This is a genomic window from Sediminimonas qiaohouensis DSM 21189 (assembly GCF_000423645.1).
In the GTDB taxonomy this organism is placed as follows: Bacteria; Pseudomonadota; Alphaproteobacteria; order Rhodobacterales; family Rhodobacteraceae; genus Sediminimonas; species Sediminimonas qiaohouensis.
Map to the genome: position 1 here is coordinate 1 of NZ_AUIJ01000063.1, position 1886 is coordinate 1886.

The following is a 1886-nucleotide window of genomic DNA, read 5'->3' on the forward strand; positions in this document are numbered from 1 at the left end:
CATATCCCTTTCTCTTCGGAGAATTGACGGCGCGTGAACACCGCCATGATATGCCGCCCCTCAGGGGCCATCACCAACTTTCAGCTATATCTCCCAGCGCGCCGATCCGGATGCTGTCACTGCCGACCTCTATGTCGGACATGCCGCCGACATCCTGCAGGTCGATAAGGTGAAGCACGTCGGCCATGCGCAACTTCATCATCGGGATCAGGCTGTGACCGCCTGCCATCACACGGGCGTCGTCGCCGTGTTCCTCAAGCAAGGACAGGACACCGTCCATATCCTTGGGTCGATAGTAGTCAAATGCCGCAGGAATCATCGGCTTTCTCCTCCCTCAAAGCGAATGTTCTGGCTGGCAAGGAAGGTGCGTGCGACCGCCTGCCGCAGCACTAAGGAATCAATGAAACACAGGTATTTTGCACGAAATACGCGCTATCATGCACGAGTTGCGCCGGCCTGCGATGCAAGGGTGGCCTGAATCGCTTTCAGCTTGGACCGACTCACGGGGGCGGGTGGCAGATCAATACCGTCGAACAGACAGCGTCCCTTGTCCTTGTCCCGCTCGAACCGGGAAACGCGTCTTGGATTGACGAGGTAACTGCGATGGGTCTGTAGGAACCCGGCGGGCAACAGGCGCTTTGAGGCCGCGGTGATAGGCCAGGCGCAGAACAGCCGCTCGTTTTCGGTATAGACCTGCGTGTAGTGCCCATCGGCGCGGACGAACAAAACGTCCCGTGACGGAACAAAGATCTTCCGTCCGTCACTCTCACACGGGACGTGCAAGTCGGCATTGGCCTGCGGCATAGGCGGCGGCGCCGTGCCGGCGACCTTGTCGTCGGGCGCGACCAGATAGGTCACGCTCACCCACAGGCAGGCCCCGAAAATCACGAAACTGAAGAAGACCACGCCGAGCGCAAGTGTCTGGTTGCTCATGGACGGGCCGAACTCCGCGCGCGTGGGTCCTGCCACGAAATTGGTTTCCGAGATCGCCAGAAAATGCACCGAGCACACCGCAATCGCAAAGCAGACCGTTCCGATCAGGATATTGCGGTTCGAGCGACGGCTGTACGCGATCCAGAATGCCAGCACGCACAGACCGATGGCGACAACGGAAGAGAATGCAACGCCCGTTGTTGTGTAAACTGCCCGGCAAAGCTCAAGCCCGGCCATCCCGATGTAATGCATGACCAATATGCCCACGCCCACGATCCCGCCCGCAAGCGAAATGACAAGCGGTGTACGGTCGGCAAAATGCAACAGGAGTAGCGCCGCGCCAACCAGCAAGATCGCGGACAACGCCGAAATGAGCGTGATCGCCGCGTCGTAGTAGAACGGGATCGGCAGCTTCAATCCAAGCATGGCCACGAAGTGCATAGCCCAGATCCCACCCCCTAAAGCGACTGCGGCCAGCGCGATGGATGCCTTTCTCTGAAAGACCGGTTTATTCGAAAGATCACGGGTTAAAGACAACCCCGTAAACCCGGCGACAAGCGCAACGACGCACGACATTGCGATCAGAAAGCTGCTGTGGGTGACGCTGAGAAATTCCATGCTCCTTAAGCATGCCCAAGGTTTGAGCGTTTTGCAAACCTCGCCGATAGCTCAGCGCCAAGGTTTGATCATGAGCGGAGCGAGTGACCGCAGCAATCCTGAAAGACCGTAGGCGCACTGGCGAAGACTCCAAGACAGTTAGAATCTGGGCGCCATCCACCAAGAGCGGATATGTGTATGAAACGCTGTATCATGCAGTTTGAGTGCACTCTTGCCGTTCGCTGCGAAGACCACGAAGGTCGGCTAATGGGATGTGTCGGCTGCTTCCCCACCGTTGGGTTATCCTGAAGAGGGATCAACCGTGCAAAAAGGAGAAGTAGCCATGTGTGCAAACA

1 protein-coding gene and 1 pseudogene are annotated in these 1886 nt (G+C 57.8%); both read right to left on the reverse strand.

Annotated features, from left to right (window positions below; all coding sequences use genetic code 11):
* Positions 1 to 94: 94 nt before the first annotated feature.
* Positions 95 to 319: pseudogene (locus G568_RS0117640) on the reverse strand (FAD binding domain-containing protein); the annotation flags it as partial.
* 116 nt (positions 320 to 435) lie between these two features.
* The gene (locus tag G568_RS0117645) at positions 436 to 1551 is read right to left on the reverse strand and encodes an MHYT domain-containing protein (RefSeq protein ID WP_026759181.1); all 1116 of its coding nucleotides are present in this window, start codon (positions 1549 to 1551) and stop codon (positions 436 to 438) included.
* Between the last annotated feature and the right edge of the window lie 335 nt (positions 1552 to 1886).

Coding starts and splice junctions, on each gene's coding strand:
- G568_RS0117645 (WP_026759181.1), bottom strand. CDS start 1,551: ATGGAATTTCTCAGCGTCACCCACAGCAGCTTTCTGATCGCAATGTCG.